Source organism: Citrobacter sp. NCU1 (assembly GCF_010231475.1).
In the GTDB taxonomy this organism is placed as follows: Bacteria; Pseudomonadota; Gammaproteobacteria; order Enterobacterales; family Enterobacteriaceae; genus Citrobacter_D.
The window spans coordinates 43,071-69,221 of sequence record NZ_NRDO01000017.1; the positions used below are offsets into that span (position 1 = coordinate 43,071).

26 protein-coding genes are annotated in these 26,151 nt (G+C 53.0%); 14 read left to right on the forward strand and 12 right to left on the reverse strand.

Going from position 1 to position 26,151, the window contains the following annotated elements; all coding sequences use genetic code 11:
- The first annotated feature begins 7 nt into the window (after positions 1-7).
- Together scpB and CJP72_RS07120 are read left to right on the forward strand one after the other, a co-directional pair.
- Positions 8-793: a methylmalonyl-CoA decarboxylase gene (gene scpB / locus CJP72_RS07115; protein WP_162380182.1), complete on the forward strand. Its 786-nt coding sequence runs from the start codon at positions 8-10 to the stop codon at positions 791-793.
- A gap of 24 nt (positions 794-817) precedes the next feature.
- Positions 818-2,284 (forward strand): acetyl-CoA hydrolase/transferase family protein, encoded by a 1,467-nt coding sequence (locus tag CJP72_RS07120; protein ID WP_162380183.1) that lies wholly within the window; start codon positions 818-820, stop codon positions 2,282-2,284.
- Here the strand turns inward: CJP72_RS07120 and srsR are convergent.
- From srsR to epd, 7 genes are all read right to left on the reverse strand, one after another.
- Positions 2,281-3,177, reverse strand: coding sequence for a LysR family transcriptional regulator SrsR (gene srsR, locus CJP72_RS07125; RefSeq protein ID WP_162380184.1), 897 nt, complete (start codon positions 3,175-3,177; stop codon positions 2,281-2,283). The two genes, CJP72_RS07120 and srsR, sit on opposite strands and share 4 nt — an antisense overlap.
- 148 nt (positions 3,178-3,325) lie before the next feature.
- Positions 3,326-4,072: an oxidative stress defense protein gene (locus CJP72_RS07130; RefSeq protein ID WP_162380185.1), complete on the reverse strand. Its 747-nt coding sequence runs from the start codon at positions 4,070-4,072 to the stop codon at positions 3,326-3,328.
- Positions 4,073-4,165: 93 nt separating this feature from the next.
- Positions 4,166-4,801 carry an arginine exporter ArgO gene (argO, locus tag CJP72_RS07135; protein ID WP_162380186.1) on the reverse strand — a complete coding sequence of 212 codons (636 nt, stop codon included), beginning with the start codon at positions 4,799-4,801 and terminating at the stop codon, positions 4,166-4,168.
- A gap of 208 nt (positions 4,802-5,009) precedes the next feature.
- On the reverse strand, positions 5,010-5,870 hold the full coding sequence (gene mscS / locus CJP72_RS07140) for a small-conductance mechanosensitive channel MscS (RefSeq protein WP_162380187.1): 861 nt from the start codon (positions 5,868-5,870) through the stop codon (positions 5,010-5,012).
- Positions 5,871-6,060: 190 nt separating this feature from the next.
- On the reverse strand, positions 6,061-7,140 hold the full coding sequence (gene fbaA / locus CJP72_RS07145) for a class II fructose-bisphosphate aldolase (protein WP_162380188.1): 1,080 nt from the start codon (positions 7,138-7,140) through the stop codon (positions 6,061-6,063).
- Between the two features lie 91 nt (positions 7,141-7,231).
- Positions 7,232-8,395, reverse strand: coding sequence for a phosphoglycerate kinase (gene pgk / locus CJP72_RS07150; RefSeq protein WP_162380189.1), 1,164 nt, complete (start codon positions 8,393-8,395; stop codon positions 7,232-7,234).
- A gap of 48 nt (positions 8,396-8,443) precedes the next feature.
- Positions 8,444-9,463 (reverse strand): erythrose-4-phosphate dehydrogenase, encoded by a 1,020-nt coding sequence (gene epd, locus CJP72_RS07155; protein ID WP_162380190.1) that lies wholly within the window; start codon positions 9,461-9,463, stop codon positions 8,444-8,446.
- Positions 9,464-9,838: 375 nt separating this feature from the next.
- Here epd and CJP72_RS07160 point away from each other — a divergent pair, with 375 nt between their 5' ends.
- From CJP72_RS07160 to CJP72_RS07180, 5 genes are read left to right on the forward strand one after another with little or no spacing between them, the layout of a single operon-like run.
- A complete protein-coding gene (locus tag CJP72_RS07160; protein WP_162380191.1) occupies positions 9,839-10,264 on the forward strand; it encodes a PPC domain-containing DNA-binding protein in 426 nt (141 codons plus the stop codon).
- A gap of 25 nt (positions 10,265-10,289) precedes the next feature.
- Positions 10,290-10,868: an ECF transporter S component gene (locus tag CJP72_RS07165; protein ID WP_162380192.1), complete on the forward strand. Its 579-nt coding sequence runs from the start codon at positions 10,290-10,292 to the stop codon at positions 10,866-10,868.
- Positions 10,868-11,575 carry an energy-coupling factor transporter transmembrane component T gene (locus CJP72_RS07170; protein WP_162380193.1) on the forward strand — a complete coding sequence of 236 codons (708 nt, stop codon included), beginning with the start codon at positions 10,868-10,870 and terminating at the stop codon, positions 11,573-11,575. Before CJP72_RS07165 ends, CJP72_RS07170 begins: the two co-directional genes overlap by 1 nt.
- Positions 11,563-12,240: an ABC transporter ATP-binding protein gene (locus CJP72_RS07175; RefSeq protein ID WP_162380194.1), complete on the forward strand. Its 678-nt coding sequence runs from the start codon at positions 11,563-11,565 to the stop codon at positions 12,238-12,240. Before CJP72_RS07170 ends, CJP72_RS07175 begins: the two co-directional genes overlap by 13 nt.
- Positions 12,234-12,905, forward strand: coding sequence for an ABC transporter ATP-binding protein (locus CJP72_RS07180; RefSeq protein ID WP_162380195.1), 672 nt, complete (start codon positions 12,234-12,236; stop codon positions 12,903-12,905). The genes CJP72_RS07175 and CJP72_RS07180 overlap by 7 nt, the downstream gene beginning before the upstream one ends.
- Before the next feature lie 54 nt (positions 12,906-12,959).
- Here CJP72_RS07180 and tkt read toward each other — a convergent pair whose 3' ends face one another.
- Positions 12,960-14,951, reverse strand: a complete 1,992-nt coding sequence (gene tkt, locus CJP72_RS07185) for a transketolase (RefSeq protein WP_162380196.1) — start codon at positions 14,949-14,951, stop codon at positions 12,960-12,962.
- A 281-nt stretch (positions 14,952-15,232) separates the two neighbouring features.
- Between tkt and loiP the strand changes: the two genes are divergently transcribed.
- Positions 15,233-15,991: a metalloprotease LoiP gene (gene loiP / locus CJP72_RS07190; RefSeq protein ID WP_162380197.1), complete on the forward strand. Its 759-nt coding sequence runs from the start codon at positions 15,233-15,235 to the stop codon at positions 15,989-15,991.
- Between the two features lie 105 nt (positions 15,992-16,096).
- Here the strand turns inward: loiP and speB are convergent, their stop codons facing one another.
- From speB to CJP72_RS25990, 4 genes are all read right to left on the reverse strand, one after another.
- A complete protein-coding gene (gene speB, locus CJP72_RS07195) occupies positions 16,097-17,017 on the reverse strand; it encodes an agmatinase (RefSeq protein WP_162380198.1) in 921 nt (306 codons plus the stop codon).
- Positions 17,018-17,161: 144 nt separating this feature from the next.
- On the reverse strand, positions 17,162-19,138 hold the full coding sequence (gene speA, locus CJP72_RS07200) for a biosynthetic arginine decarboxylase (protein WP_162380199.1): 1,977 nt from the start codon (positions 19,136-19,138) through the stop codon (positions 17,162-17,164).
- Between the two features lie 8 nt (positions 19,139-19,146).
- A complete protein-coding gene (yqgB, locus tag CJP72_RS07205; RefSeq protein WP_162380248.1) occupies positions 19,147-19,278 on the reverse strand; it encodes an acid stress response protein YqgB in 132 nt (43 codons plus the stop codon).
- Between the two features lie 93 nt (positions 19,279-19,371).
- Positions 19,372-19,515: a hypothetical protein gene (locus tag CJP72_RS25990; protein ID WP_271443933.1), complete on the reverse strand. Its 144-nt coding sequence runs from the start codon at positions 19,513-19,515 to the stop codon at positions 19,372-19,374.
- A gap of 478 nt (positions 19,516-19,993) precedes the next feature.
- Here CJP72_RS25990 and metK point away from each other — a divergent pair, with 478 nt between their 5' ends.
- The 6 genes from metK (at position 19,994) to gshB (ending at position 26,082) form a co-directional block, all read left to right on the forward strand.
- Positions 19,994-21,148 (forward strand): methionine adenosyltransferase, encoded by a 1,155-nt coding sequence (gene metK, locus CJP72_RS07215; RefSeq protein WP_162380201.1) that lies wholly within the window; start codon positions 19,994-19,996, stop codon positions 21,146-21,148.
- A 392-nt stretch (positions 21,149-21,540) separates the two neighbouring features.
- Positions 21,541-22,935, forward strand: coding sequence for a galactose/proton symporter (gene galP / locus CJP72_RS07220; RefSeq protein ID WP_162380202.1), 1,395 nt, complete (start codon positions 21,541-21,543; stop codon positions 22,933-22,935).
- A gap of 79 nt (positions 22,936-23,014) precedes the next feature.
- Positions 23,015-23,512 (forward strand): SprT family zinc-dependent metalloprotease, encoded by a 498-nt coding sequence (locus CJP72_RS07225; RefSeq protein ID WP_162380203.1) that lies wholly within the window; start codon positions 23,015-23,017, stop codon positions 23,510-23,512.
- A 94-nt stretch (positions 23,513-23,606) separates the two neighbouring features.
- Positions 23,607-24,314, forward strand: a complete 708-nt coding sequence (gene endA, locus CJP72_RS07230; RefSeq protein WP_162380204.1) for a deoxyribonuclease I — start codon at positions 23,607-23,609, stop codon at positions 24,312-24,314.
- A 76-nt stretch (positions 24,315-24,390) separates the two neighbouring features.
- On the forward strand, positions 24,391-25,122 hold the full coding sequence (gene rsmE / locus CJP72_RS07235) for a 16S rRNA (uracil(1498)-N(3))-methyltransferase (protein WP_162380205.1): 732 nt from the start codon (positions 24,391-24,393) through the stop codon (positions 25,120-25,122).
- A gap of 12 nt (positions 25,123-25,134) precedes the next feature.
- Positions 25,135-26,082: a glutathione synthase gene (gene gshB / locus CJP72_RS07240; protein WP_162380206.1), complete on the forward strand. Its 948-nt coding sequence runs from the start codon at positions 25,135-25,137 to the stop codon at positions 26,080-26,082.
- Positions 26,083-26,151: the final 69 nt, after the last annotated feature.

Here is a 26,151-nt window from a genome sequence, read left to right on the forward strand (position 1 = left end):
ATCTTTTATGTCTTATCAATATGTTAACGTTGTCATTATTCAGAAAGTTGCCGTTATTGAGTTTAACTATTCCCGTAAACTCAACGCCCTGAGTAAAGTGTTTATGGACGATTTAATGCAGGCGCTGAGCGACCTTAATCGACCGGAAATTCGTTGCATTATTTTGCGCGCCCCCAGCGGGGCAAAAGTCTTCTCGGCGGGCCATGACATCCACGAGTTGCCCACCGGACGGCGCGATCCGCTTTCTTATGACGATCCGCTGCGCCAGATCACCCGCATGATCCAAAAATATCCCAAACCAGTGATCTCTATGGTTGAAGGCAGCGTCTGGGGCGGCGCGTTTGAGATGATCATGAGTTCCGATCTGATTATCGCCGCCAGCACATCGACCTTCTCGATGACCCCGGTCAATCTCGGTGTGCCGTATAACCTGGTGGGCATTCACAACCTGACGCGCGACGCCGGTTTCCATATCGTCAAAGAGCTGATTTTTACCGCCTCCCCCATTACCGCGCAACGGGCGCTGGCTGTCGGCATTCTTAACCATGTGGTCGATGCCGCCGAACTGGAAGATTTTACCCTCCAGATGGCACACCATATTTCAGAAAAAGCGCCTTTGGCGATCGCCGTCATCAAGGAAGAGCTACGGGTACTGGGTGAAGCACACACCATGAACTCTGATGAATTTGAGCGTATCCAGGGAATGCGTCGCGCCGTTTACGACAGCGAGGACTATCAGGAAGGGATGAACGCGTTCCTGCAAAAACGGAAACCGAATTTTGTCGGTCATTAATCGCGTCCAACGAAGGAACGCAGGATGAAACGAATGAGCGCCGATGAAGCGGCGGAGTTTATTCAGCACGATGATATGGTTGCCTTCGGCGGCTTTACCCCGGCAGGATCGCCGAAAGCCCTGCCCGCCGCCATTGCCAGACGTGCCAGTGAAAAACATGATGCACAACAGCCCTTTCAGATCCGTCTATTGACTGGCGCGTCTATCGGCGCTGCGGCGGATGACGCATTGTCTGAGGCGGATGCCGTCTCGTGGCGAGCGCCGTACCAGACCTCCGCCGGCCTGCGGGAAAAAATCAATCAGGGGCAGGTTAAATTTGTCGATCTGCACCTGAGCGAAGTGGCGCAAATGGTCAATTACGGCTTCTTTGGCGACATCGACATTGCGGTGATCGAAGCCTCATCGATTGCGCCGGATGGCCGGATCTGGCTTTCCAGCGGGATCGGCAACGCACCGACCTGGCTGTTGCGAGCGAAAAAAGTGATCATTGAACTGAATCACTACCATAGCCCACGGGTCTGTGAACTGGCCGATATTGTCATTCCCGGCGCGCCGCCGAGACGTAATAGCGTCCCCATTTTTCATACTATGGATCGCGTTGGCAGCCATTGTGTGCAGATTGATCCCAAAAAGATTGTCGCCCTGGTGGACACGGAATTACCCGACGCCGGAAACATGACGATAAAAGAAAACCCGACCTGCCAGCAAATTGCCGACAACGTCGTGGCGTTCTTACTGAATGAAATCGTGAATCAGCGCATTCCACCTGAATTTCTGCCTTTGCAGAGCGGGGTTGGCAATATAAACAATGCCGTCATGGCGAGGCTTGGCGAAAATCCGGAGATCCCGCCGTTTATGATGTATTCCGAGGTACTGCAAGACTCGGTGGTGCATCTGTTGGAGACCGGGAAAATTACCGGTGCCAGTGCCTCCAGCCTGACCGTTTCTGCCAGCTCACTGCAGACGATTTACGACAATATGGATTTCTTCGCCAGCCGTATCGTGCTTCGCCCACAGGAGATCTCTAATAATCCGGAGATTATTCGCCGTCTTGGTGTGATTGCGCTGAATGTCGGTCTTGAGTTTGATATTTATGGTCACGCCAACTCGACGCATATTGCTGGCGTCAATCTGATGAATGGCATCGGAGGCAGCGGCGATTTTGAACGTAACGCCTATTTGTCTATCTTTATGGCGCCGTCTATTGCGAAAGGCGGGAAGATTTCAACGATTGTCCCGATGTGCAGTCATGTTGATCACAGTGAACACAGCGTTAAAGTCATCATTACCGAGCAAGGTATTGCTGATTTGCGCGGGTTATCTCCGCTTCAGCGCGCGCACACGATTATCGACAACTGCGCGCATCCGTTGTACCGGGATTATCTGCACCGGTATATGGAAAATGCCCCCGGCGGGCATATCCATCACGATCTGAGTCATGCGTTTGATCTGCACCGCAACCTGCTGGAAAGCGGTTCAATGCTCGGTTAGTTCGCGGTACCGTCACGATCTTCGGCAATATGCTGAAGCATCGTGGCGGTATAACGATGGTTTTTCAGGGAATAGAGAAACTCACGCATATACATCGGGCTGTGCGGCGCGTCGAAGTATTTGAGTTTTGCCGGATTCACCAGACGCCAGGCAAAATGCGGTATTACCGTCAAAAACTGCCCGTGCTCTACGGCGCTAATTTTGGCCATAAAACTGTAAGGCCGATAGATAATCGTAGGGCTAATTCCACACGGGCGCATATATGCATCCAGCATTGCTTCAAAATTGGCTCTGTTCTGGAAGCGCATTTGTAGCCAGGGTAGCTCCTGTAAAAGCGCCTGCGGTTGCCTCTCTTCATAACGCCGGGAGACCAGAAACCCCAAACGCAGCGGCGGCAAGTCAGTCACAGTGAGATTGTCCAGCTCCTGAACGCGGGCTGACACCTGCTGCGGCGAAAGAATAAAATCGAGTTTTCTGTCAAACAAGTTATCGATCACCCCGTTTTCGCTAAATTCAACGGCCTGTGCGGTCACGCCGTCATACTTGTCGCCGAGGCTTATCAGTTGATCGAAAATAATGGTGGGGTAGGTGTTGTCAATGCCGATCACAATATTGCGTGAGCGACGAGCCGAGTGGTGAATTTCATTATCGATTGCGGATAAACGTTGATAAATCGGAAAAAGTTTTTGATACAACTCCTGCCCCGCCTTGTTCAGGCTGATGCTGTTATCTTTGCGGGTAAACAGCGTGTAACCAATCTGGTCCTCCAGCGCCGAAATACTTTTGCCAAAGGGAGAAGCCGTCATATGTATTTTTTCTGCCGCCCTGACAATATTATTAGTTTGCGCCAACAGAATGAAATTACGCATCTTCTTTGAAATAAAGATATCCATAGTCACCTCATAAAATCACCAGGGCATATCCTCATTCTGTCGAAGAAAAAGACTGGACGTGCGTCCCACTTTTACAGTTGCTCACAGAAAAAATGCGGGAAAAAAGGAAAGGATTAAAAAACCCGGCAGTGGCGCCGGGTTCTGTAGATTACTGAGCTTTAGTGGTGGTTGCCTGTTGCTGCCCTGCGGCAGGTTCCAACTGGAATACCACATCGACCTGATCGCCAAACTGGATGGTTGGCTGCTCATAGCTTTCTTCAGCTGATACAGCAGGCGCCGCATCCGCTTTCATCATCCGTACCACCGGGCTCGGCTGATAATTGGAGACGTGGTAGCGCACACTGTAGACCGGACCCAGCTTGCTGTTAAAACCCGCCGCCAGTTGCTGAGCCTGATGGATGGCATCGTCAATCGCCGCTTTGCGCGCCTTGTCTTTGTATTCTTCCGGCTGCGCAACGCCCAGCGAGACTGAACGGATCTCGTTCAAACCCGCCTTCAATGCACCATCCAACAGGGCGTTAAGTTTATCCAGTTGACGCAAAGTCACTTCAACGGTCCGCACTGCACGGTAGCCTTTCAGGACACTTTTACCATTCTGATAATCGTAATCCGGTTGCGTTCGCAGGTTGGCTGAACTGATATCTTTCTTCGCTATCTGATTTTGCTCAAGAAAGGAAAGGTACTGAGCCACACGCTCGTCCGCCTGTTTCTTGGCGGTTGCCGCATCTTTTGCCGCAACATTAACTTCAATTGCCAGTGTCGCGATATCTGGAGTCGCGTCCACACTTGCTGTACCGGAGGTCACAATGTGCGGTCCGGAAGGCAGTTCATTTGCCTGTACCGACATTGCACTGAATCCGACTAATGCCGCCAGGGCTATCATTTTGAACTTCACTGTCGCTCCTCCATGTTTCGTTAATCGCCCAAAAACTCAGGGCGCATGCAGGCAAGCTTAGCGGGTATCTGCATATTGTCTATCAGACCAGACCTAAATAAAGAGGGCGTGAACGTGCGCAACACCTTCTTTTGCCAGTTGAAAAGCGATAAACCACATCACCAGTCCGACCAGAATATTAATCGTGCGTTGGGCTTTGGCGGTACGCAACCTCGGTGCCAGCCAGGCGGCCAGCAACGCCAGACCAAAGAACCAAAGAAATGACGCGCTTACCGTGCCGAGAGCAAACCAGCGCCTGGGTTCTACCTCCAGTTGTCCACCCAGACTCCCCAACACCACGAAGGTATCCAGATAAACATGCGGATTCAGCCAGGTTACCGCCAGCATGGTGGCGATAATTTTCCAACGCCCCTGCTTCATCACTTCCGCACTGGCGAGTTCCAGGTTACTGCTCATTGCCGTTTTTAACGCGCCGAAACCATACCACAGAAGAAAGGCCACGCCGCCCCAGGTGACCAGCGCCATCAGCCACGGCGACTGCATCAACAATGCGCTACCGCCAAAGATCCCCGCACAAATCAGCAGCAGGTCGCTGATGGCGCAAAGTAAGGCAATCATCAGATGATATTGCCGACGAATCCCCTGATTCATGACAAACGCATTCTGCGGACCGAGCGGCAGAATCATGGCTGCGCCGAGCGCAAGACCTTGAAAATAATAAGACAACACGTTAGATATCCCGAACTATTCATCTTTAGTGCAGACTATAGCGCGGCAAAATCATTAGCGGAAATTGATAATTTTAATCACAGATTAGAGAAGTTAATGAGAAGAGGAGAAAAGGCCAGATGACCGCTAATGCTTGATACGAACGATGAAAGACTGGCTTGATCGGCCTGATGGTGCTGCGCCATCAGGCCATACGCGAAGGTAAAAATTACTCTGCTACGTTCTCTTTTACGCGCTTGAAGTTGACGTCCATTTTCGGCGACGGGAAGCGAATGCTCTTCGCATCAAACTCACGTTTAATGCGCTCCAGCACATCCCAATACACCTCTTGCAGATCGCCGCTGTTGCTCCAGACACGAACCACGAAATTAATCGATGATACGCCCAGCTCATTCAGGCGCACCGTCATTTCACGGTCTTTCAGAATACGGTCTTCAGACTGAATGATATCGGTCAGGATTTTTTTCACCTGATCAATATCGGAGTCATAGGTCACGCTGATCATAAATTCGTTACGACGAACCGGCTCACGAGAAAAGTTAATAATATTGCCGGCGATGATTTTACCGTTCGGGATCACCACGATTTTACCGTCCACAGAACGCAGAGTAGTGGAGAAAATCTGCACGTTAAGTACCGTTCCCGCAACACCACCCAGATCCACATACTCACCCGCACGGAATGGACGGAACATCACCAGTAATACCCCTGCCGCGAGGTTAGACAATGAACCCTGTAGTGCCAGACCAACGGCTAAACCTGCGGCACCCAGTACCGCAATGACGGAGGCTGTCTGAACCCCAACACGACCCAGTGCCGCAATCAGCGTAAAGGCGATGATTCCGTAACGTACCAGTGCTGAGAGAAAGTCAGCGACGGTCGTATCAATTTGACGCGCAACCATCAGACGGTTCACGGTATTCGACACGATACGCGCCACGATCATCCCGACGATGATGATAGCGATAGCTGCAACGATGTTAACGGCATAACTCAGCAGTAATGCCTGGTTGCGAATCAGCCAGGTGCCTGCACCGTTAATGCTGTCGACAACATTGAGATCTTCCATTCACTATTCCTTTTTTGCTTACCCAAACGGGAAAATAAAGCCGGTCCCAAAAAACTGGCAGTCTGGACAAGGGTAAACAAAAAAGACGAACTCTGCCAAATCGATCACACTTTTTGTACTGACAGTATCTTGAATTCGCCATAAAAAAGGCCCGCAAAAGCGGGCCTCATGTCATGCAGAATGACTCACATTACAGAACGTTAACCGCGTTCAGTTCAGTGAAAGCCTGCTCCAGACGAGTGATCATGGTTACCTGACCAGCACGCAGCCATACGCGCGGATCGTAGTATTTCTTGTTCGGCTGATCTTCGCCTTTCGGGTTGCCCAGCTGGCCCTGCAGGTAAGCTTCGTTTGCTTTGTAGTAGTTCAGAACACCTTCCCAGGTCGCCCATTGGGTGTCGGTATCGATGTTCATTTTCACTACGCCGTAGCTTACGGAGTCTTTGATTTCCTGAGCAGTAGAACCGGAACCGCCGTGGAAGACGAAGTTCAGGCTGTTGTGCGGCAGGTTATGTTTCTTAGAAACATACTCCTGAGAGTCGCGCAGGATGGTCGGAGTCAGAACCACGTTACCTGGTTTGTAGACGCCGTGTACGTTACCGAAGGAAGCGGCGATGGTGAAACGCGGGCTGATTTTGCTCAGCTCGGTGTATGCGTAATCAACGTCTTCCGGCTGGGTGTACAGTGCAGAAGCGTCCATGTGGCTGTTGTCCACGCCGTCTTCTTCACCACCGGTGCAACCCAGTTCGATTTCTAGGGTCATGCCGATTTTGGACATGCGCGCCAGGTATTTGGAGCAGATTTCGATGTTCTCTTCCAGAGACTCTTCAGACAGGTCGATCATGTGAGAAGAGAACAGCGGCTTGCCGGTAGCAGCAAAGTGTTTTTCACCCGCGTCCAGCAGACCGTCGATCCACGGCAGCAGTTTCTTCGCGCAGTGGTCAGTGTGCAGGATAACCGGAACACCGTAGTGTTCAGCCATCTGATGAACGTGATGCGCACCAGAGATAGCGCCCAGGATAGCGACGCCCTGAGGAATGTCAGACTTCACGCCTTTACCCGCGATGAAGGAAGCACCACCGTTAGAGAACTGAACGATAACCGGCGCTTTTACTTTCGCAGCGGTTTCCAGAACGGCGTTGATGGAGTCGGTACCGACGCAGTTAACTGCTGGCAGAGCGAAGTTGTTTTCTTTTGCTACCTGGAACACTTTCTGTACGTCATCACCAGTGATTACGCCTGGTTTTACGAAATCAAAAATTTTAGACATGTTTCGTTGTCCTGTATCGTCGGGCCTTAGAAAGAGTGCGTGCTTGCGAAGCGCGCTGAAAATTGGGCAGGTTTCCCTGCCCTTAAATGACTTACTTCTTAGCGCGCTCTTCGAGCATTGCTACTGCCGGCAGAACTTTGCCTTCCACGAATTCAAGGAATGCGCCGCCGCCAGTGGAGATGTAGGAAATCTTGTCGGAAATACCGAACAGATCGATAGCTGCCAGAGTATCGCCGCCGCCAGCGATGGAGAATGCTTCGCTGTCTGCAATGGCGTTAGCCACGATTTCAGTACCTTTACGGAAGTTCGGGAATTCAAACACGCCCACCGGACCGTTCCACAGAATGGTTTTTGCATTCTTCAGGATTTCAGCCAGTTGCTGTGCAGAAGCATCACCGATATCCAGGATCTGCTCGTCTTCTTTCACGTCAGCAACAGATTTCAGAGTCGCAGGCGCGGATTCAGAGAACTCCGTCGCTACGCGAACGTCAGTTGGAACCGGGATGTCACAGGTGGTCAGCAGACGTTTTGCTTCATCAACCAGGTCAGCTTCGTACAGGGATTTACCCACGTTGTGGCCTTGAGCCGCAACGAAGGTGTTCGCGATACCACCACCAACGATCAGTTGGTCAGCGATTTTAGACAGAGAGTCCAGAACGGTCAGTTTGGTAGAAACTTTAGAACCACCGACGATAGCCACCATCGGGCGAGCAGGTTCTTTCAGTGCTTTGCCCAGCGCGTCCAGTTCAGCGGCCAGCAGCGGGCCTGCGCACGCTACGTCAGCAAATTTGCCGATACCGTGAGTGGAAGCCTGCGCACGGTGAGCCGTACCGAAGGCGTCCATGACGAATACGTCGCACAATGCAGCGTATTTTTTAGACAGTGCTTCGTCGTCTTTTTTCTCGCCTTTGTTAAAGCGAACGTTTTCCAGAACCACCAGTTCACCGGCTGCAACTTCAACGCCGTCCAGGTAATCTTTTACCAGACGAACCGGGTTAGACAGTTTGTCTTTCAGGTAGTTAACGACCGGCAGCAGAGAGAATTCTTCGTTGTACTCGCCTTCGGTAGGACGACCCAGGTGGGAAGTTACCATCACTTTTGCACCCTGCTTCAGGGCCAGTTCGATGGTTGGCAGGGAAGCACGGATACGCGCGTCGCTGGTTACTTTCCCTTCTTTAACTGGTACGTTCAGATCCGCACGGATAAAAACACGTTTACCAGCAAGATCCAGATCGGTCATCTTAATTACAGACATGGTGAATCCTCTCGTTGATTCTTTAAGTTTTGCAAGCGCTCACGCGCCTTACCTGAAACCAATAGCAGCCATCGCTAACGTTGTGTCGAGCATCCGGTTAGCAAAGCCCCATTCATTATCGCACCAGACCAGCGTCTTAATCAGGTGCGCACCACTCACGCGTGTTTGAGTCCCATCGACGATGGCACTGTGCGGGTCGTGGTTAAAATCTATCGAGACCAACGGTAATTCCGTATAGTCAACTATACCATGAAATGCACCTTGTGCTGCTTTTTGCAGCAACTGATTGACTTCATTGGCTTTTACTGGTTTTTTCACCGTCACGCTTAAATCGATCGCCGTCACATTTATGGTCGGCACACGAACAGCAATCGCTTCGAATCGGTCGTTGAATTGCGGAAAAATTCGCGTGATACCGGCAGACAATTTGGTATCAACCGGAATAATCGACTGGCTCGCGGCTCGTGTACGTCGCAGGTCAGGGTGATACGCATCAATCACCTGTTGATCGTGCATAGCCGAGTGGATCGTGGTGACGGTTCCGGACTCAATGCCGTAAGCATCATCCAACAACTTGATGACCGGAATAATGCAATTCGTGGTGCAGGAGGCATTCGAGACAATGTGGTGCTCAGCCCGCAACTGTTCCTGATTCACGCCAAATACCACGGTGGCGTCGAGATCGTTGCTGCCAGGATGTGAAAAGAGCACTTTCTTTGCGCCCGCGGCGATATGCGCTTCGCCGTGCTCGCGGTTACCGTAGACGCCGGTGCAATCCAGCACAACGTCGACACCCAGTTCACGCCAGGGAAGCGCGTCGAGAGTCCGTTCGTGCAAAATGCGAATAGCATCTTCGCCGACGATGAGTTGGTCGCGCTCCTGGCGAACATCCCATGCAAAACGTCCATGGCTGGTGTCATATTTCAACAAATGCGCCATGCCAGTAGCATCCGCCAGTTCGTTGATTGCCACCACGGTGATTTCCGCCCGACGTCCGGATTCATACAAAGCACGAACCACATTACGCCCGATGCGACCAAAGCCATTAATCGCTACGCGTACGGTCATAGGTCTCCTGCAAGGCTATCCCGATTCAAATGAGGCTGACAGAGTAATCCAGCAAATCGTCCAGGAAAACCTTACCTGTCGCAAACTGCGACTGATTGATTATTTGTCGAACATTTAAGCGACTGAAACGCTTCAGCTAGAATAAGCGAAACGCGGAATAAAAGGAATGATTGTCCAGCCAAAGAACACAGTTATCTGACGTACATCACATTTCGGTAGCCATTCGCGTCGGTTTTATTCCATATTCCAGAATTGCGAATAAGCGTAGCAAGATCTTTTCGTTGTCGCGTCATAAATCCTGATTTATATCAGGAAGCGCAGCCACCCGCGTCTATATTATCAGCGTTACGTCCGAGTCTCGGAGTCCCTCAAAATATGACTGCATCTCATCCCCCATCGTCTGAAGCACGGTTTTATGCGCTGCGTTTGCTTCCCGGTCAGGAAGTCCTCACACAGTTACATGCGTTTGTCATTCAACACCAGTTGCAAGCCGCCTGGATTGCAGGCTGTACCGGAAGTCTGACTGACGTCGCCCTGCGATACGCCGGACAGGAAGAAACCACACTGCTTCGCGGAACCTATGAAGTGATCTCCCTGAGCGGCACCCTCGAACTCACTGGCGAACATCTTCATCTCTGCGTCTCAGATCCAAAGGGCGCCATGCTGGGCGGCCATATGATGCCTGGCTGCACTGTTCGCACCACACTTGAACTGGTGATCGGCGAGCTAACCGCACTGGCGTTTAGTCGCCAGCCTTGCGCGATGTCCCACTATGACGAACTGGTGATTTCCTCCCGTTAATCCTTTACTTTGCAAGAGGTTCTTTATGGCGCGTCGTCAATTTTCCAGCCAGTCTCTGGTGCTGATTGTGATTGCTATTGCCATCAATATGATCGGCGGACAGCTCATCAGTATGCTGAAACTGCCCATTTTTCTGGATTCAATCGGCACCCTGCTCAGCGCAGTGCTGTTAGGTCCCGTCATTGGTATGTTGACCGGACTACTGACCAATCTACTCTGGGGTTTGTTGACCGACCCTATTGCGGCGGCATTCGCGCCTGTCGCCATGGTGATTGGACTGGTCGCAGGATGGCTGGCACGGGCAGGTTGGTTTCGCACATTACCGAAAGTGGTGGCCAGCGGCGTTGTGATTACGCTGGCAGTCACGTTGGTTGCCGTGCCCTTGCGTACCGCGCTCTTTGGCGGCGTGACCGGCAGCGGCGCCGATCTGTTCATCGCCTGGATGAACTCTGTCGGCCAGAATCTGGTGGAGTCTGTTGCCATTACCGTGCTGGGTGCCAATCTGGTCGATAAGATCCTGACGGCGATCATCGTCTGGATGCTACTGCGACAACTGCCGCTTCGCACCACACGCCATTTCCCAACGATGTCTGCCGTGCGCTAATGCATCCATTTACCTCGTTAACCCTATGGGCATTAGCGGCCTGTTCCACGTTGCTGCTGCCCACTGACGTCATACTTCCGCTCTACAGCGCAGCCGCCTTTCTCTGTTTAGCGGGGGTGAAGGCCACACGTCAGCGGGCAAAATACGTTACGTGGCTGATGATATCGCTGGGATTTGGCCTGTGGCTCGTGCATGGCGGTTGGTTGAGCGAGTGGATCAGCGGTAAGCCACGTGACCCACAGCGCTGGGCGCAGGCCATCACGTTGTGGCTAAGGATCCTGGCAATCGTCTCCACATCACAACTTTGGATGCAGTACGTGCCGGTGCGCCAGTTTATCCGCGCGCTGTTTGCGTCTCGTTTACCACCTGGCGTCGCCTACCTGTTTGCCGGACCGCTATTGGTGGTAGAGCAGTTCAGGCAACAACTGTCGATCATCCACGAAGCGCAACGCGCGCGCGGCGTGCCTCTGGATGAAGGCTGGTATCAGCGGCTTCGTGCCATATCCGCGCTGATTGTTCCTCTGACACATAATGCCCTCAACGATCTGGCAGTACGCGGCGCAGCACTGGATATGCGGGCATTTCGTTTACACCAACGCCGTACCACGCTATGGGCGCCAGCAGACAGTACGTGTCAGCGTGTGGCGCGCTACAGTATGGTGCTTTTCATGCTGGCGGAAGCAGGAGTCTGGATATGGTTACGCTAGAGCAGTTTTGCTATCACCCGACACAGACCGCACGTCCTGCGTGTAGAATGAATTTCCACTACGCAGAACCCGGTATGGTGGCGATTTTTGGTGATAACGGCAGCGGGAAAAGCACGCTGGCTCAGCTCATGGCAGGCTGGTATCCCGACTTTCTACCCGGAGAAATTGAAGGCCAGGGGACGCTGCTGGGTAACGCCATCGGACAACTGTCGCTCGTCGAGCAGTCGAGTACCATCCAGCTTGTGCAGCAATCACCCTATTTGCAGCTTTCCGGTTGTACGTTCAGCGTTGAGGAGGAAGTGGCGTTTGGCCCGGAAAATCTCTGCCTTACCGAAGCTGAAATTATGCGCCGGATTGACGCAGCACTGACACTGACGGCATGTCAGTTGCTGCGCCATCGCCATCCTGGAACGCTTTCAGGAGGAGAAACGCAACGCGTGGTGATTGCCAGTGCACTCGCCATGCAGCCCAGGATATTGATTCTGGATGAGGCGTTCAGTCGTTTAACCGCACACGCCACCCACCAGTTGCTGGAGCGTTTGCAGGCCTGGGCGAAGGCGCAACAGACGCTGATTATCCTTTTCGAGCGCAATCCCACGCCTTTTATCGCCTATTGCCAACACACCTGGCAGCTTCAACACGGAGAATTGTCTGCACAATGCTAACGCTAACTGAGGTCAATTATCGCTGGCCGGGAGCGTCTGACGATTGTCTTCGGGCAATCTCGCTGGAGGTCAAAACCGGCGAATGGCTGGCTCTGACCGGAGATAATGGTGCGGGCAAATCCACTCTGCTGCGAGTGATGGCCGGGTTGCTCTCCCCGTCATCCGGTTCCGTCCTCCTTCAGGGAAAACCGATTGCGCAACTGAAAAATCGGGAACGCGCCAAAAAGCTCGGTGTACTGTTTCAGGAAGCTGAAAACCAAATATTTCACAGCAAAGTATCAGAAGAAGTCGCTTTTGGATTGCGGTTACAAAAACGCCCGCCGGATGAGATTGCGCAACGCACTGCCGCTGCATTGCAGTTGTGTCAGTTAGACGATGTTGCCGACGCGCATCCGCTGGATCTGCATACGGCGCAGCGTCGTATGGTCGCCGTGGCAAGCCTTGAGGCAATAGCTCCCGCTATTCTGCTGCTTGATGAACCCAGCCGGGACTTTGACGCACACTGGCTGGCCGTCTTCGAGAACTGGCTCGCCATATGCCGCCAGCGGGAAACCAGCGTGGTAGCGATTAGCCATGACGCTGCATTTACACAGCATCACTTTCCACGTGTGGTTCGCCTTGAACAAGGTCATTTGTTAACCCCATCCCCGTTACATTTATCCTGACCACTCAAAAAAAACGGGCCGCAAAGCGACCCGTTTTTAACGAAAACAGCGTAATTACAGCAGCGCTTTCGCTTTCGCAACCACGTTGTCAACGGTGAAGCCGAACTCTTCAAACAGCAGCTCAGCCGGCGCAGACTCACCAAAGGTGGTCATGCCAACGATGGCGCCGTTCAGGCCCACATATTTGAACCAGTAGTCAGCGATACCCGCTTCCACAGCAACACGTGCGGAAACGGCTTTCGGCAGTACGGACTCACGGTAAGCGGCATCCTGCTTGTCGAACGCGTCGGTAGACGGCATGGAAACCACGCGCGCCTTAACGCCTTCGGCAGACAGTTTATCCCATGCGGCCACAGCCAGCTCAACTTCAGAACCGGTAGCGATGAAGATCAGCTCAGGCTGGCCTGCGCAATCTTTCAGCACGTAACCACCGCGAGCGATGTTCGCCAGTTGCTCTTCGGTACGATCCTGCTGCGCCAGGTTCTGACGGGAAAGGATCAGTGCGGTCGGGCCGTCCTGACGCTCAACGCCATATTTCCACGCTACTGCGGACTCAACCTGGTCACACGGACGCCATGTGGACATGTTCGGGGTCACGCGCAGAGAAGCCACCTGCTCTACCGGCTGGTGAGTCGGGCCGTCTTCGCCCAGACCGATGGAGTCGTGGGTGTAGACCATCACCTGACGCTGCTTCATAAGAGCCGCCATACGTACGGCGTTACGTGCGTATTCAACGAACATCAGGAAGGTCGAGGTGTACGGCAGGAAACCACCGTGCAGGGAGATACCGTTGGCAATCGCGGTCATACCGAATTCACGTACACCGTAATGGATGTAGTTACCGGCAGTATCTTCGTTGATTGCTTTAGAACCGGACCACAGGGTCAGGTTGCTTGGTGCCAGGTCAGCGGAGCCGCCGAGGAATTCCGGCAGCAGCGGGCCGAAAGCTTCGATCGCATTCTGAGACGCTTTACGGCTGGCAATTTTTGCCGGGTTGGCCTGCAGCTTAGCAATGAATTCGTTCGCTTTCGCGTCGAAGTCAGACGGCATTTCGCCCTTCATACGACGGGTGAATTCAGCAGCTTCCTGCGGGAAGGCTTTCGCGTAAGCGGCGAATTTCTCGTTCCATGCAGACTCTTTCGCCTGACCGGCTTCTTTCGCATCCCACTGGGCGTAGATTTCAGACGGGATTTCGAACGGCGCGTATTTCCAGCCCAGTTGCTCACGGGTCAGTGCAATTTCTGCATCGCCCAGCGGCGCACCGTGGGAATCGTGAGTACCGGCTTTGTTCGGGGAACCGAAACCGATGATGGTTTTGCACATCAGCAGGGACGGTTTGTCAGTCACAGCACGCGCTTCTTCAACTGCGCGTTTAATCGCTTGTGCATCATGTCCGTCAACGCCACGCACCACGTGCCAGCCGTAGGCTTCAAAACGTTTAGCGGTATCGTCGGTGAACCAGCCTTCAACATGACCATCAATAGAGATGCCGTTGTCATCGTAGAACGCGACCAGTTTGCCCAGTTTCAGCGTACCGGCCAGGGAACATACCTCGTGAGAGATACCTTCCATCATGCAGCCGTCGCCCATAAAGGCATAGGTGAAGTGGTCAACGATGTCGTGGCCCGGACGGTTGAACTGCGCCGCCAGCGTTTTTTCTGCGATAGCCATACCGACTGCGTTAGCAATACCCTGACCCAGCGGGCCCGTGGTGGTTTCAACACCTGCGGTGTAACCCACTTCCGGGTGGCCCGGGGTTTTGGAATGCAGTTGACGGAAGTTCTGCAGCTCAGACATCGGCAGATCATAGCCGGTGAGGTGCAGCAGGCTGTAAATCAGCATGGAGCCGTGGCCGTTAGACAGCACGAAGCGGTCACGGTCAGCCCAGGCCGGGTTCTGCGGGTTGTGATTCAGGAAATCACGCCACAGGACTTCGGCAATGTCAGCCATACCCATTGGGGCACCCGGATGACCGGATTTGGCTTTCTGTACTGCGTCCATGCTCAGCGCACGAATAGCATTGGCAAGCTCTTTACGTGAGGACATTTTGACTCCAGATCGGATGATGAAGGCCATACCCTAAACGACTTGACGACCGCGCGTTTTGGGCTACGCCGGAAAAAAGTGCCAACAATGTAACCCAAGCCGCGTGCCATGTACATGGAGCATCCTTTTGCCGTTTCGGAAATCTCCTGAACACGTGCGTATGTTGCGCAATCTACTCGCTCATTTATATGAATTCTCTTTATACTTTGTCTAAATTCCCTGCTCTTCAACGGCAGGTAATTTCAGATGATGGCAATAATCATTAACGTGGAATAATCACAATGAAAATTCGTTCTGCATTACTAGCCTGTGGAATTGCATTCGCTCTGACCGGTTGTCAGAACATGGATTCAGGCGGGCTGATGACGTCCGGTAGTGAAGCCTTACAGGCTTATAGCCTGAGTGATGCGCAGATCAAGACACTGAGCGACCAGGCCTGTCAGGAGATGGACGGTAAAGCCACCATCGCCCCGGCCAGCAGTGAATACGCTAAACGTTTGACCAAAATTGCGTCCGCGCTCGGTGACAACATCAACGGGCAGCCAGTGAACTACAAAGTGTACATGGCGAAAGACGTGAATGCGTTTGCGATGGCCAACGGCTGTATTCGTGTTTATAGCGGGCTGATGGATATGATGACCGACAACGAAGTCGAGGCGGTCATCGGCCACGAAATGGGACACGTTGCGCTCGGTCACGTGAAGAAAGGGATGCAGGTTGCGCTGGGCACTAACGCCGTGCGCGTCGCCGCAGCATCTGCGGGCGGGATCGTCGGTAGCCTGTCACAATCGCAATTGGGCGATCTTGGCGAAAAACTGGTGAACTCGCAGTTCTCCCAGCGCCAGGAGTCCGAAGCGGATGACTATTCGTACGATCTGTTGCGTAAACGCGGGATTGATCCATTGGGGCTGGCCACCAGCTTTGAGAAACTGGCGAAGTTAGAAGCGGGCCGTCAAAGCTCAATGTTCGACGATCACCCTGCGTCTGCCGAACGTGCACAACATATTCGCGATCGTATGTCGACGGACGGGATTAAATAACTCTTGAACCATGCCGGATGGCGGCCTAACAACGCCTTATCCGGCCTACAAAACACACTGTCTGTAGGCCGGATAAGCGTCAGCGCCATCCGGCGCTACAAGCGATTATTCGCCTTTCTTCGCCGCCTGAATATAAAGCATCTCTAACGCCAGGGTCGCCGCAGCCAGCGCGGTGATCTCAGACTGATCGTAAGCCGGAGCCACTTCGACCACATCCATACCGACGATATTCAGATCTTTCAGACCGCGCACCAGCTTAATGGCGCGATCGGTGGTCAGACCGCCGATCACCGGTGTGCCGGTACCAGGCGCAAACGCCGGATCCAGCGCATCGATATCGAAAGTCAGATAAACCGGCATATCACCCACAATCTGTTTCACCTGAGCAATGATGTCGTCTACGCCACGATCGTTGACCTGGCAGGCATCCAGCACCGTAAAACCATTGTCTTTGTCGAACTCGGTGCGAATACCGATCTGCACGGAGTGATTCGGATCGATCAGGCCTTCGTTCGGTGCGGTAAAGAACATGGTGCCGTGGTCAAACTCACAGCCGTTAGCGTAGGTGTCGGTATGCGCATCAAAATGCACCAGCGCCATTTTACCGAAGTGCTTCGCGTGCGCGCGCAGCAGCGGCAGCGTCACGAAGTGGTCGCCACCGAAGGAGAGCATGCGTTTACCGGCAGAAAGCAGCTTTTCTGCGTGCGCCTGTAATTTCTCACTCATTTCGCGGGCATCACCAAACGCATACACCAGATCGCCGCAGTCGACGACGTTCAGACGTTCGCGCATGTCGAAGTTCCACGGGAAGCGGTTGTGCTCCCAGGCCAGGTTGGTCGATACCTGACGAATAGCCGCCGGGCCGTGACGACCGCCGGCACGACCTGACGTAGCCATGTCAAACGGAACGCCGGTAATGACCCAGTCGGCATCGCTGTCGTACGGCTGGAAGTTCATCGGAAGGCGTAAAAAACCAAACGCGTTAGATACCAGAGAGTTATCGTACTGATGACCTAAAGTGCTCATGTCCTGACCTCTTATAAAATCACTGTAAAAAAAATCCCCTCCGCGTCGTTAGGCCCGACGAGGAAGGGATTGATTTGCATATCACGTATTGAGCGTAATTATCGCCGTTAAATTGCTCAGGTTCAAGTGAACCCGACAGCAGCCTTACTCGTCTTCGAGGTAAGTATATCCGTAGAGCCCTGCTTCGAACTCTTCAAGGAACTGCTGTTGCAACCCATCATCCAGATCGGTCTGTTTTACCTGATCACGGAAATGCGTCAGCAGCGTGTTCGGATCCAGCTGTACGTATTGCAGCATGTCCGCCACGGTATCGCCCTCATCAGACAGCTCAACCTCTACGCTGCCGTCCGGGAAGACAAACACATCGACCGCTTCGGTATCACCGAACAGGTTATGCATGTTGCCGAGGATCTCCTGATACGCACCGACCATAAAGAAGCCGAGCATTGGCGGATTCTCAGGATCGTATTCCGGCATCGGCATGGTGGTGGCAATACCGTCACCGTCGATGTAATGATCAATAGCACCGTCGGAATCACAGGTAATGTCCAGCAACACCGCACGACGTTCTGGAACCTGATCCAGCCCTTCCAGCGGCAGAACCGGGAACAACTGGTCGATACCCCAGGCATCCGGCATTGACTGGAACAGCGAGAAGTTGACGTACACTTTGTCCGCCATACGTTCTTGCAGTTCGTCGATGATCGGGCGATGCGCGCGGTTCTGCGGGTCCAGCTGTTTCTGCACTTCGTGACACATGCTGAGGTAAAGCTGTTCCGCCCACGCGCGCTCTTGCAGGCTAAAAGTGCCAGAAGAGTAACCGACGTGGATATCGTGCAGGTCCATCTGGCTATCATGCAGCCATTCACGCAATGAGCGACGGGTGCCCGGCTCATGCATCTCCTGCCAGGTTTCCCACATGCTTTGCAGCGCGCGCTGAGCATCTTCGCCAGGCGCCGTAGGTTCGGTATATTCGTTACGCTCAACGCCGATGATGTTGGAGACCAGCACGGTGTGGTGTGCCGTCACCGCACGTCCGGATTCGGTGATCACCGTAGGATGCGGCAGGCCATTCTCTTCACACGCATCGCCAATCGCCCAGATGATGTTGTTCGCGTACTCATTCAGGCCATAGTTGACGGAACAGTCAGACTGCGAGCGAGTCCCTTCGTAATCCACGCCCAGGCCGCCGCCAACGTCGAAGCACTGAATATTAACGCCCAGCTTATGCAGTTCAACGTAGAAACGCGCAGATTCGCGCACGCCGGTCGCGATGTCGCGGATGTTCGCCATCTGGGAACCAAGATGGAAGTGCAGCAGTTGCAGGCTGTCCAGACGCCCGGCCTCACGCAGGGTTTCAACCAGTTGCAATACCTGGGTCGCCGCCAGACCGAATTTGGATTTTTCACCGCCTGAAGACTGCCATTTACCGGAGCCTTGTGATGCAAGACGCGCACGCACGCCCAGACGCGGGATCACGTTCAGACGCTCCGCTTCATCCAGAACGATGGCGATTTCCGACATCTTCTCAATGACCAGATACACCTTGTGGCCCAGCTTCTCGCCAATCAGCGCCAGACGGATATATTCACGGTCTTTGTAGCCGTTACAGACAATCACGCTGCGGGTCATTCCGGCATGTGCCAGAACCGCCATCAGCTCCGCTTTAGAACCCGCTTCCAGCCCCAGCGGCTCGCCAGAATGGATCAGTGATTCAATCACGCGGCGGTGCTGGTTAACTTTAATCGGGTAAACGAGGAAATAGTCGCCGTTGTAGCCGTAGGATTCACGCGCACGTTTGAACGCAGCGTTAATCGAACGCAGACGGTGTTGCAGGATCTGCGGGAAGCAGAACAATGCAGGCAGACGCTGGCCTTGCGCTTCACGCGCTTTTACCAGTTTGGCGAGATCGACGCGCGCTTCGGGTACGTCCGGGTCCGGACACACGCTAATGTGTCCCAGTTCATTGACGTCGTAATAGTTATTGCCCCACCAGGCAATATTGTAAGTACGCAGCATCTTGCTGGCTTCCTGGGAACTCATTGCAACCTCCTGCATGGAGCGTAGTACACCCTGTCCGCCTGCTGACGAAAGCGAACCCATAGAAATGTCGTCAGACATAGCGAACCTCAGATTTTATTAACAAGTGTAAAACAGTTGACTACTATCGCAGTCCGAAGACGCGATAACAACCCATAAACAGGCGGATTTTCCAGCGGATAGTGCTGACGCTCCGACTGCGCGACCGGTTTCTTTTTCATATCATTGTAAAACACGTAACCGAACTTAAGCATGACGGTTCGGCGAAACCACGAGAAAACTCTTGTTTAACCAAGAGCGCCCTTGTTCAGTCCTTAGTTGCCGTAACCGGCCCTGGAGTCCTGAGAAGCGCCGAGATGGGTATAACATCGGCAGGTATGCAAAGCAGAGATGCAGTATGCGGGGGACATGCGTACACCAGAACGGTGCGACTGATTCAGCAGAATACAACGGTTCATTATCTCGTATCACCTCCACGGCCGCTCCGCACGGAACGAACCCACAAGCCAAAGCAAAAGTTTGAGCCCGGCTGGAAGTGGCAACACGATGAAAACGTCGTGTGCTGTTTGTCTATCCTCAATAGTTCGAGTTGCAGGAAGCCAATGTACATGCAACGTGAACGATGACGGATATGAGCCGCGCGCCGCGTTTTATACCGACATGAGAGGTAAAAAGCAAAACATAAATGCGCACATTGCCATCACCGTCAGGAAAAATTTCCAGCTGTGTTTTCAACACAATGAGGCTTTACTCAAAAAAAGCTGGAAATCAGGTGAACAAGTAACCTAAAATAGCCATCCAGATGTTAATCCATCCATACTGATTAACACTCAGACTGCCAGTGTCACTAACCTGCAGGCCTTGGTAGATCCTTCGGCTATGCCTACCCTACACAGCAGTTTGAGCTAAACAAATTCTCCTTAGGTGAAATTAAACATGGCAAAACACCTTTTTACGTCTGAGTCCGTTTCAGAAGGGCATCCTGACAAAATCGCTGACCAAATCTCTGACGCCGTGCTGGACGCCATCCTGGAACAGGATCCCAAAGCACGTGTCGCATGCGAAACCTACGTTAAAACCGGTATGGTTTTAGTTGGCGGTGAAATAACCACCAGCGCCTGGGTTGATATCGAAGAGATCACCCGTAATACGGTGCGCGAGATTGGCTATGTGCATTCCGACATGGGTTTCGACGCAAACTCCTGCGCGGTACTGAGCGCCATCGGTAAACAATCCCCGGATATCAATCAGGGCGTTGACCGTGCCGACCCGCTGGAACAGGGCGCTGGCGACCAGGGCCTGATGTTTGGCTACGCTACCAATGAAACCGAAGTGCTAATGCCAGCGCCGATCACCTACGCGCACCGTCTGGTGCAGCGCCAGGCTGAAGTGCGTAAAAACGGCACTCTGCCGTGGTTACGTCCGGACGCAAAAAGCCAGGTGACCTTCCAGTATGACGACGGCAAAATCGTCGGGATTGATGCTGTGGTTCTGTCCACTCAGCATTCCGAAGATATCGACCAGAAATCCCTGCAAGAAGCGGTGATGGAAGAGATCATCAAACCGGTTCTGCCGACCGAATGGCTGAGCGCTTCCACCAAGTTCTTCATCAACCCAACCGGCCGTTTCGTTATCGGCGGTCCAATGGGCGACTGTGGTCTGACAGGGCGTAAAATTATCGTTGATACTTACGGCGGTATGGCGCGTCACGGCGGCGGTGCTTTCTCCGGTAAAGATCCGTCTAAAGTTGACCGTTCTGCGGCCTATGCAGCGCGTTATGTGGCAAAAAACATCGTGGCTGCGGGCCTGGCTGACCGTTGTGAAATTCAGGTTTCCTACGCTATCGGCGTGGCGGAACCCACCTCCATCATGGTTGAAACGTTCGGTACTGAGAAAGTCCCTTCAGAGCAACTGACTCTGCTGGTACGCGAGTTCTTTGACCTGCGTCCGTACGGCCTGATTCAGATGCTGGATCTGCTGCACCCAATCTACAAAGAGACCGCAGCCTATGGTCACTTTGGTCGCGAACATTTCCCTTGGGAAAAAACCGACAAAGCGCAACTGCTGCGTGATGCCGCCGGTCTGAAATAATCCTCTGACTGAACGCGCTCAAAGGCCAGCCTCGTGCTGGCCTTTTGCGTTTCTCACACCGCCTTCCCTCCGCTGTGACACATTCCATTTATCCTTCCACAGACAAAAAAATGAAAGCGATTACACTTTATTTTACGTGATTAAAACAGGATAAATACTTCACTGAAGTCAGACACGATTTGTTGTTACATTGCTTTTCAGCATTATCTTAATCATGGGTAACAACCCAGGTTGCATGATTATTAAATTCATTATTTTTCATGTTATTAACCAATACACTCCATGAATGTCAGTGTAATCGATTACACTAACGTGATTAGCTTCACATATTTTTACGGCATACTCCCCTACCCTTACTCTCAACAAAACTGGCAACCCAATCGGAGGGCTTCATGCCTGACACTCAAAAACAGGGGCGTTCTAACAAGACAATGACATTTTTTGTCTGCTTTCTTGCCGCCCTGGCTGGATTACTTTTTGGCCTGGATATCGGTGTTATCGCCGGTGCGTTACCCTTCATTACTGACGAATTTCAGATAAGCCCGCACACTCAGGAATGGGTAGTCAGCTCGATGATGTTCGGTGCTGCTGTCGGTGCTGTCGGCAGCGGTTGGCTCTCTTTCAAACTGGGCCGTAAGAAAAGCCTGATGATCGGGGCGATTTTGTTTGTAGCAGGTTCGTTGTGTTCTGCTGCGGCACCTAACGTTGATGTTCTGATCATCTCACGCGTGCTGTTGGGTCTGGCTGTCGGTGTCGCCTCCTATACCGCGCCGCTGTACTTATCCGAAATTGCGCCGGAGAAAATTCGCGGCAGCATGATCTCGATGTATCAGTTGATGATCACCATTGGCATTCTGGGGGCGTATCTTTCTGATACCGCTTTCAGCTACAGCGGTGCATGGCGCTGGATGTTGGGCGTTATCATTATTCCCGCCATTCTGCTGTTGATTGGCGTGTTCTTCCTACCCGATAGCCCACGTTGGTTTGCCGCCAAACGTCGCTTCGTGGATGCAGAACGTGTTCTGCTGCGCCTACGTGATACCAGCGCAGAAGCCAAACGCGAGCTGGACGAAATCCGCGAAAGCCTGCAGGTGAAACAGAGCGGCTGGGCGCTGTTTAAAGAGAACAGCAACTTCCGCCGTGCTGTCTTCCTCGGTGTGTTGTTACAGGTGATGCAGCAGTTCACCGGCATGAACGTCATCATGTACTACGCGCCGAAAATCTTTGAACTGGCGGGTTATACCAACACCACTGAGCAGATGTGGGGGACCGTTATTGTCGGTCTGACCAACGTTCTGGCGACCTTTATCGCCATTGGTCTGGTAGACCGCTGGGGTCGTAAGCCTACGCTGACGCTGGGCTTTTTGGTAATGGCGGTCGGGATGGGCGTACTGGGCACCATGATGCATATCGGTATCCATTCAGCCTCCGCGCAATACTTTGCCATTGCCATGCTGTTGATGTTTATCATCGGTTTCGCAATGAGCGCCGGTCCGTTGATCTGGGTACTGTGTTCTGAAATTCAGCCGCTGAAAGGGCGCGATTTTGGTATCACCTGCTCTACGGCAACCAACTGGATAGCCAACATGATTGTTGGCGCGACATTCCTGACCATGCTCAACACGCTGGGCAACGCAAACACGTTCTGGGTGTACGCCGGTCTGAACCTGTTCTTCATCGTGCTGACTCTCTGGCTGGTTCCGGAAACCAAGCACGTCTCCCTGGAACACATCGAACGTAACCTGATGAAAGGTCGTCGACTGCGCGAAATCGGCGCTCACGATTAATCCGCTCTCGCTTCCTCCCACAATCGGGAGGAAGCTTCCCCCTTGCAGTCCCCGCCCCCTCGCACTATTCTCTGCCGTTATGAAAACCGTCCGTCTCCCTATCGCCATCCAGCAAGCCGTCATGCGCAGCCTGCGGGAAAAGCTCGCCCAGGCTAACCAAAAACTGGGGCGTGACTATCCGGAACCCAAACTGGTGTATCAACAGCGCGGTACCGCAGCCGGAACCGCCTGGCTGGAAAGTTATGAAATTCGCCTGAATCCGGTGCTATTAACCGAAAATGTCGATGCTTTTGTGGATGAAGTTGTCCCACACGAACTGGCGCATTTACTGGTGTGGAAGCACTTTGGCCGTGTTGCGCCGCACGGCAAAGAGTGGAAATGGATGATGGAGAACGTACTTGGCGTGCCCGCCAGACGTACTCACCAATTTGAGTTGCAATCCGTTCGTCGCAACACGTTTACCTACCGCTGCAAATGCCAGGAACACCAACTCACGGTGCGTCGCCATAACCGAATTGTGCGCGGCGAAGCGACTTACCGCTGTGTCCATTGCGGCGAACCGCTCGTCGCGCAATAACACTCAGAATTATCAGGAACTTTCCTGATCTGCCTGATTGCATACAGGAACAACTTTCGTTACGTTGCGAACTCGATTTAACACGGAGTTCGTGATGTACCGTAATCTCACTTTTGCAGTGGCGTTTCTAACGACTGCTCTCTCAGGCCAGGCGCTGGCTGAAGGCATTAACAGTTTTTCTCAGGCAAAAGCCGCAGGCGTCAAGGTCAATGCTGACGTACCTGGTGACTTTTACTGCGGATGTAAAATTGACTGGCAGGGTAAAAAAGGCGTCGTAGACCTGAACTCCTGCGGTTATAAAGTACGCAAAAATGAAAACCGTGCCAGCAGAATCGAATGGGAACACGTGGTGCCGGCCTGGCAATTTGGCCACCAGCGGCAGTGCTGGCAGGAGGGAGGGCGAAAAAACTGCGCCAAAGACCCGGAATACCGCAAGATGGAAAGCGACATGCATAACCTGCAACCGGCGGTCGGTGAAGTCAACGGCGATCGCGGCAACTTTATGTACAGCCAGTGGAATGGCGGTGAGGGCCAGTATGGACAATGCGCAATGAAGGTCGATTTCAAAGAAAAAGTGGCTGAACCGCCTGCGCGCGCACGGGGTTCGATTGCCCGTACCTACTTTTATATGCGTGATCAATACAACCTGAACCTCTCCCGCCAGCAGACGCAACTTTTCAACGCCTGGGATAAGCAATATCCGGTCACCGACTGGGAATGCAAACGCGACGAACGCATCGCCAGAGTACAAGGGAACCACAACCCGTACGTGCAACGCGCTTGCCAGGCGCAAAAGAGCTAACCTACACTAGCGGGAATAATTGTTAACCCTACCCCACGCGACTCGCTTGCGTGGGAAGATACGCGGATTTTTAACCATGCGCATTCCCCGCATTTACCACCCTGAACCCCTCACGTCTGGCAGCCAGATTTCACTGTGCGAAGATGCCGCCAACCACATCGGTCGCGTGCTGCGCATGGGACCAGGCCAAGCCTTGCAACTGTTTGACGGCAGCAACCAGGTCTTCGATGCCGAGATCACCAGCGCCAGCAAAAAAAGCGTGGAGGTGAAGATACTCAGCGGTGAATTCGACGACCGTGAGTCCCCGCTGCATATTCACCTCGGACAAGTGATGTCGCGCGGTGAAAAAATGGAATTCACTATCCAGAAATCAATAGAACTGGGTGTAAGCCTCATTACGCCACTTTTTTCTGAACGCTGCGGCGTTAAACTGGACAGCGAACGTCTGAATAAGAAGCTCCAGCAATGGCAAAAAATCGCCATTGCCGCTTGCGAACAGTGCGGTCGTAACCGGGTGCCGGAAATTCGCCCGGCCATGGATCTGGAAGCCTGGTGCGCTGAGCAGGACGAAGGGCTGAAGCTGAATCTTCACCCGCGTGCCAGTGCCAGTATCAACACGTTGCCGCTGCCGGTTGAACGTATTCGTTTGTTGATTGGTCCGGAAGGCGGGCTATCGGCAGAGGAAATTGCCATGACCGCACGCTACCAGTTTACTGATATCCTGTTAGGACCTCGCGTTCTGCGTACTGAGACAACTGCGCTCACCGCCATTACCGCGCTTCAGGTGCGATTTGGCGATCTGGGCTAACGGAGAAGAACAATGATCAAGCTCGGCATCGTGATGGATCCCATCGCAAGCATCAACATCAAGAAAGATTCCAGCTTCGCTATGCTGCTGGAAGCACAACGCCGCGGTTACGAACTTCATTATATGGAGATGGCCGATCTTTATCTGGAAAACGGTGAAGCCCGCGCCCGCACGCGTACTTTGAGCGTCGAGCAGAATTACGACAATTGGTACGACTTTACCGGCGAACAGGATCTGCCGCTGGCGGATCTGGACGTCATTCTGATGCGTAAAGATCCACCGTTTGACACTGAGTTTATCTACGCCACCTATATTCTGGAACGCGCAGAAGAGAAAGGCACGCTGATTGTGAACAAGCCGCAGAGCCTGCGCGACTGTAATGAAAAACTGTTCACCGCCTGGTTCTCTGATCTGACGCCAGACACGTTGGTCACTCGCAACAAAGCGCAGTTGAAAGCCTTCTGGCAAAAACACAGCGATATCATTCTCAAACCGTTGGACGGTATGGGCGGCGCGTCGATCTTCCGCGTGAAAGAAGGTGATCCGAACCTCGGCGTGATTGCCGAAACGCTGACCGAACACGGCACCCGCTACTGTATGGCGCAGAACTATCTGCCGGCGATTAAAGACGGTGATAAGCGCGTACTGGTGGTCGATGGCGAACCGGTGCCGTACTGCCTGGCGCGTATTCCGCAGGGTGGCGAAACCCGCGGTAATCTGGCCGCGGGCGGTCGTGGCGAGCCGCGTCCGTTAACGGAAAGCGACTGGGATATTGCCCGTCGTATTGGGCCAACGTTGAAAGCAAAAGGGCTTATTTTCGTCGGTCTGGACATCATTGGCGATCGTCTGACGGAGATTAACGTCACCAGCCCAACCTGTATTCGCGAGATTGAAGCTGAATTCCCGGTCTCGATTACCGGTATGCTGATGGACGCAATTGAAGCGCGCCTGCAGAAGTAAGCCGTCTGCAGGATGACGACATCCAGAATGTCTTTGTAGGCCTGATAAGCGCAGCGCCATCAGGTATTA